This is a genomic window from Hydrogenophaga sp., assembly GCF_050250835.1.
GTDB lineage: Bacteria > Pseudomonadota > Gammaproteobacteria > Burkholderiales > Burkholderiaceae_C > Hydrogenophaga.
In genome coordinates this window covers 1-5,859 of the sequence record NZ_JBFWNX010000013.1, presented here as the reverse complement: position 1 = coordinate 5,859, position 5,859 = coordinate 1, and the positions used below count along the sequence as shown (strand labels likewise).

Here is a 5,859-nt window from a genome sequence, read left to right as displayed (position 1 = left end):
TCTCCGTTCGGGCTGAGCCTGTCGAAGCCTTCTCCAGCAACTTGATCAGCTCCGCCGCCAGCTTGTCCGTCTCGCGGCTGGCGGTGCCGTTGCCGATGGCAATCAGGCTCACGCCGTGCTTTTGTGCCAGTTGGCTCAGGGTGTGCAAGGCGCCGTCCCAGTCGCGCCGAGGCTCATGCGGGTACACCGTTGCGGTGTCGACCAGCTTGCCGGTGGCGTCCACCACCGCTACCTTCACGCCGGTGCGGATGCCCGGGTCCAGGCCCATCACCACCTTCGGGCCGGCGGGAGCGGCCAGCAGCAGGTCGCGCAGGTTGTCGGCAAAGACCTTGATGGCCACCGCTTCGGCGCTCTCACGCAGACGGGCAAACAGGTCGCGTTCGCTGGAAAGCGAAAGCTTCACGCGCCAGGTCCAGGCCACGCACTTGCGCAGCAGGTCGTCGGCCTTGCGGCCCTGGTGGCTCCAGCCCAGGTGAAGGGCGATGCGGCCTTCGGCGAGCGAGGGCACAGCGGCGCTGCGCGCTGGGGAGCCCTCACCCCTGCCCTCTCCCAGCGGGAGAGGGGGCGAAGAAGGCTCGGGCAGCACCAGTTTCGCATCCAGAATCTCCAATGCACGGCCACGAAACACCGCCAGCGCGCGGTGCGAAGGCACGCGCGAAATCGGCTCGTCGTAGTCGAAGTAATCGCGGAATTTGGCAATGTCGGGCGCGTTTTCATCCTTGCCGGCCACCAGCGTGCTTTTCAGCAGACCATCGGTCCACAGCCATTCGCGCAGGCCTTGCAACAGCGCGGCGTCTTCTGCCCAGCGTTCGCTGAGAATGTCGCGCACACCGTCAAGCACCGCAGGCACCGTGGAGAAGTCGGCGCCTGGTTTGCCATCGTCCAGCACCTCGGGCGGCCTCGTGAACGCGGCTGCCTCGGTGGCGGGGTCCAGTGTGGGGTCGGCGAACAGCTTGTCGGCCAGCGGTTCAATGCCGAACTCCCTCGCAATCTGCCCCTTGGTTCGGCGCTTCTGCTTGAATGGCAGGTACAGGTCTTCCAGCTCCTGTTTGGTGGGCGCCGCGGCGATGGCGGCGCGCAAGGCATCGGTGAGCTTGCCTTGCTCGTCGATGCTCTTGAGCACGGCGATTCGTCGATCTTCCAGCTCGCGCAGGTAATCCAGGCGATAGGAGAGTTCGCGCAGCTGGATGTCGTCCAGGCCGCCCGTGGCCTCCTTGCGGTAGCGGGCGATGAAAGGCACTGTGGCCCCGCTGTCGAGCAATTCCACCGCCGCGCGGACCTGGTGCTCCCCTACCCTGATTTCCGTGGCGATCTGCCGGATGATCTGCTGCATTCGAACCGATGTGATGACGCGAAGCGCGGAAGTTTGCCACAGGCGCTTGGCAGCCCCGTTCCCTTAACTTCGCGCAGCCCGCACGCGCATCGAGCTGCTCACGCCCGCGAGCAAGGCAAAGCCCGCAGCCACCCACATCGCCACCATCTCTCCCCGGCCGTCGTGCTGGTCCCATACCGCATAGATGACCGCCAGCAGCACTGCGCCCAGGGTCTGGCCGGTCAGGCGCGCGGTGCCCAGCATGCCACTGGCCGCGCCGCTGCGGTGCAGCGGCGCCGTGGTCACGATGGTGTGGTTGTTGGGCGACTGGAACAGCGCAAAGCCCACACCGCACAGCGCCATGCGCCAGACCAGATCGGCCGTGCCAGGTTGCGCTGGCAGCAGCGCCAGCAACGCCAACCCGGTGGCGAACACGCCCATGCCGATGCCACCAAGCCAGCCCGCGGGGTAGCGGCCAATGAGGCGCCCCGCGATCGGTGCCACGATGGCCGTGGCCAGCGGCCAGGCGGTGAGCAGCAGACCGGCTTCGACGTGGCTGCGCCCATGCACTTCCAGCAGCAGAAACGGCAGGGAGAGGAAAGCCAGCATCTGCGCACAGAAGGCCCCCAGGGACGCCCCCATCGACAGCGCAAACACTGGAAGACGGAACAGATCCACCGGAAACAGCGGCGCCCGCTGGTGCCACTGGCGGCGCAGGTAGAACACGCCCACAGCCACACCAGCGAGCAGCAGGCCCCAGCCCATTGGCGATGCCGCGTGGGCGGCGGCGCCGCGCACGCCAAGCTGCTCCACCGCCAGGAACACCAGCGTGAACATCAGGATGTTGAGCAGCACATCCAGCGGGGGGATGGGAGGCGGCACCTGCGTCTGCGGTGGATTGGCCGGCAGCGCCCGGCGGCCCAGCCAGATCGTGAGCGCGCCCAGCGGCAGGTTCAGCGCGAACAGCCAGGGCCAGGACGCCACCGACAGAATGGCCGCCGCGATGGAGGGTCCCGCCGTGGCAGCGGTGGCCACCACCATGGAGTTCAGGGCCATGCCCCGCCCCAGACGGGCGCTTGGGTAGGACAGCCGCACCAGGGCGGTGTTCACGCTCAGCACCCCGGCTGCACCCAGGCCCTGCAGGCCGCGCGCCACCGCCAGCATGGGCAGCGAAGTGGCCGTCGCCGCCGCCAGCGACGCCAGCATGAAGAGCGCCATGCCCACCAGGTAGACGCGCCGGTAACCCAGGCGGTCGCCCAGGGAGGCCAGCGGCAGCAGCATGACCAGCATGGCGATCTGGTAGGCGTTGACCATCCAGATCGCCTGCGAGGCCGGGGCGTTCATCTCGCGAGCGATGCCCGGCAACGCCAGGTTGACGATGCTGCCGTCGAGCACCGACATGGAGATGCCCAGCATGATCACCACCACTGCGCGCCAGCGCTGCGCGGGCGGCAGGCCGTCGGGCGTGGATGGCGTCAACCCTGCGCCCCGTTCAACCGTCCAATGGCCGGTTTGTCGCCCAGCGTGAGCCAGGTCAGGGCCACACCGATCAACGCGCCGCTGGCCATGCCCACCACCATGGGCAATGGCTCGCCGTTGGCAAACAGGCTGACGATGGCCATGGCGAGTGCCCCCCCGAGCATCTGCAATGTGCCCATGAGGGCCGACGCGGTGCCCGCGATGGCGCCGTGCTGTTCCAGCGCCAGCACCGAGGTGGTGGGAATCACCAGGCCCATGAATCCGCTGGCCACGAAATACAGCGCGATCAGCACCCACAGGCTGTCACCGCCCACCAGGTAGTAGGCCAGCAGCGACGTCATCGCGACACCCGATGCCGTGGCCGCTCCCTTGACCACGTTGACCAGGCCAAAGCGCCGGCCCAGCAGCGCGGTGCATTGTGCGGCGCCAAAAAACGCCGCCGCATTGACCCCGAAAGCCAGGCTGTACTGCGTGGGCGTGAGGCCGTAGTGGTCGATCATCACGAACGGTGAACCGGCCAGGTAGACAAAGAATCCGGCCAGCGCCGTGCTGGCGATGCCCACCAGACCGAGGTAGTGCCGGTCGCGCAGCAGCACGCCATACGAGCGCAAGGCACTGCCCAGGCTGCTCTCGAGCCGGTCGGCCGGGGTACGCGTTTCGGTGAGCGCGCCGTACACCAGGGTCAGCCCGGCCAGCGAAGCGAGCGCCACAGCCCAGAACACGCCGCGCCATCCTGCCAGCGCGATCACGCCGCTGCCCACCAGAGGCGCGAGGATGGGGGAGACGCTGAAGACCAGCATCAGCAGCGACATGATGCGTGCCGCCTCGGTGCCGGTGTGCAGGTCGCGCACCACCGCGCGCGGGATGGCCATGCCCGCGGCCGCACCCAGACCCTGCAGGAATCGCAGCGCCACCAGCGTTTGCACGTCGCTGGTCAGCGCGCAGCCCACGCTGGCCAGGGTGAACAGGCCCAGGCCGAAATACAGGGGCGGCTTGCGTCCGACCATGTCCGAAACCGGCCCGTAGAACAACTGGCCCACACCGAGCGAAATGAAAAACGCGGTCAGGGTCAACTGCACCTGGCCCACAGGCGCCCCCAGGCTGCTGCCGATGGCCGGCAGCGCGGGCAGGTACATGTCGATGGCGAAGGGACCGATGGCCGAAAGCAGGCCCAGGATCAGGGCGATCCGAAAGAAACCGTGAGGACGCATGGCGGCGATTGTCGCCGTGGCGTGCTTTTCGCGCTGGCGTGGGGTTGGCGCGCCGCTTGCGTCACAATTTCCCGATCCACAACATCAACAGAGGGACAGCACCATGGCCGTGGAAGGCAGCGCGGGCGACTTGCTCAAGGTCGTGACATTGCTGGGTGCTGCCGTGGTGGCGGTGCCGCTGTTCAAACGCCTCGGCCTGGGCTCCGTGCTGGGCTACCTGGCCGCGGGCCTGGCCATCGGGCCGTTCGGCATGGGCCTCATCAGCGACCCCGCGACCATCTTGCACACGGCCGAGCTGGGCGTGGTGATGTACCTGTTTGTGATCGGGCTGGAAATGCAGCCCTCTCACCTGTGGAGCCTGCGCCGCGCCATCTTTGGCCTGGGCAGCCTGCAGGTGGTGGTGTGCGGCCTGCTGCTCACGGGTGTGGGCCTGGCCTTTGGTTTTTCGCTGCCGGTGTCGTTCGTGAGCGCCATGGGCTTCGTGCTCACCTCCACCGCGGTGGTGATGCAGTTGCTCGGCGAACGCGGCGATGTTGCCCAGCCGCGTGGCCAGAAGATCGTGGCCATTCTGCTGTTCGAGGACCTGCTGATCGTGCCCCTGCTGGCGGTGGTGACCTTCATGGCCCCCGACCTGGGCCAGCAGGCGGCGGCGGATGCTTCGCGCCTGGCCACCATCGGCATGGCGCTGGGTTCGCTGGTGGCCCTGGTGGCGGCGGGCGTGTGGTTGCTCAACCCGCTGTTCCGCATCCTGGCCAACGCCAAGGCGCGCGAGGTCATGACCGCCGCGGCCCTGCTGGTGGTGCTGGGTGCGGCGCTGCTCATGCAGGTGGGGGGATTGTCCATGGCCATGGGCGCCTTCCTGGCCGGTGTGCTGCTCTCCGAATCCACCTTCCGCCACCAGCTCGAAGCCGACATCGAACCGTTCCGGGGCCTGTTGCTCGGCCTGTTCTTCCTCAGCGTGGGCATGTCGCTGGACCTGGCCGCCGTGGCCAGCAACTGGCCGATCATCGTGGCCGGCGTGATCTCGATGATGATCGTCAAGGGCCTGTGCATCTACGGCGTGGCGCGCTTCGCAAAAAGCTCGCACGCCGATGCGCTGGACCGTGCGGTGCTCATGGCGCAGGGCGGTGAATTCGCCTTCGTGCTGTTTGCCGCCGCGCTGGGCGCGCGCGTGATCGACCCCGTGGTCAACGCCAACATGACGGCCATCGTGGTGCTGTCCATGGCGCTCACACCGCTGGTGGTGGTGGTGCATCGCCGCCTCACCTCAAGGGACAGCAGCGTTTCGCTGGATGGCGTGGAGAAGGTCGATGGCCAGGTGGCCAGCGTGCTGGTGATCGGCTTCGGGCGGTTCGGGCAGATCGCCAGCCAGGGCGTGATCGCGCGCGGCGCGAGCATCACCATCATCGACAACAACGTGCAGATGATCCGAGATGCCGAGGCCTACGGCTTCAAGGTCTACTACGGCGACGGCTGCCGCGCCGACGTGCTGCACGCCGCGGGCGCCCATGCGGCCCAGGCCATTCTGGTGTGCCTGGACAACAAGGAGGCCGCCACCCGCATCGCGCATCTGGCCAAGACCGATTTCCCGCATGCCGAGTTGCTCATCCGCGCCTTCGATCGCGAACACGTGCTGGAGCTTCGCAAGGCCGATGCGGGCTTCCTGGTGCGCGAGACCTTTGAATCGGCCATGGCCATGGGCCGCCAGGCGGTGCTCACCCTGGGTGCCGCCGAGACCGAAGCCGATGAGGTGATGGAACACCTGCGCCGGCGCGATGCCGAACGCATGGACCTCGAAGCCGCGGGTGGCATGTTTGCCGGGCGCGCGCTGGTGCTGGGCAACCGGGTGAAGAAGGA

The 5,859-nt window shown here is 67.7% G+C and carries 4 protein-coding genes; 1 reads left to right on the top strand and 3 read right to left on the bottom strand.

Going from position 1 to position 5,859, the window contains the following annotated elements:
* The 3 genes from AB7F11_RS15690 to AB7F11_RS15680 all read right to left on the bottom strand — a co-directional run.
* Positions 1-1,333: Tex-like N-terminal domain-containing protein (locus AB7F11_RS15690; RefSeq protein WP_428300120.1), on the bottom strand; the 1,333-nt coding region annotated here is incomplete at its 3' end.
* A gap of 63 nt (positions 1,334-1,396) precedes the next feature.
* The gene (locus tag AB7F11_RS15685; RefSeq protein ID WP_428300119.1) at positions 1,397-2,791 is read right to left on the bottom strand and encodes an MFS transporter; all 1,395 of its coding nucleotides are present in this window, start codon (positions 2,789-2,791) and stop codon (positions 1,397-1,399) included.
* Positions 2,788-4,002 (bottom strand): multidrug effflux MFS transporter, encoded by a 1,215-nt coding sequence (locus tag AB7F11_RS15680; RefSeq protein ID WP_428300118.1) that lies wholly within the window; start codon positions 4,000-4,002, stop codon positions 2,788-2,790. Before AB7F11_RS15680 ends, AB7F11_RS15685 begins: the two co-directional genes overlap by 4 nt.
* Positions 4,003-4,105: 103 nt before the next feature.
* Between AB7F11_RS15680 and AB7F11_RS15675 the strand changes: the two genes are divergently transcribed.
* Positions 4,106-5,859 (top strand): monovalent cation:proton antiporter-2 (CPA2) family protein (locus AB7F11_RS15675; RefSeq protein WP_428300117.1); only part of this gene is annotated, 1,754 nt, incomplete at its 3' end.

Coding starts and splice junctions, on each gene's coding strand:
- AB7F11_RS15680 (WP_428300118.1), bottom strand. CDS start 4,002: ATGCGTCCTCACGGTTTCTTTCGGATCGCCCTGATCCTGGGCCTGCTT.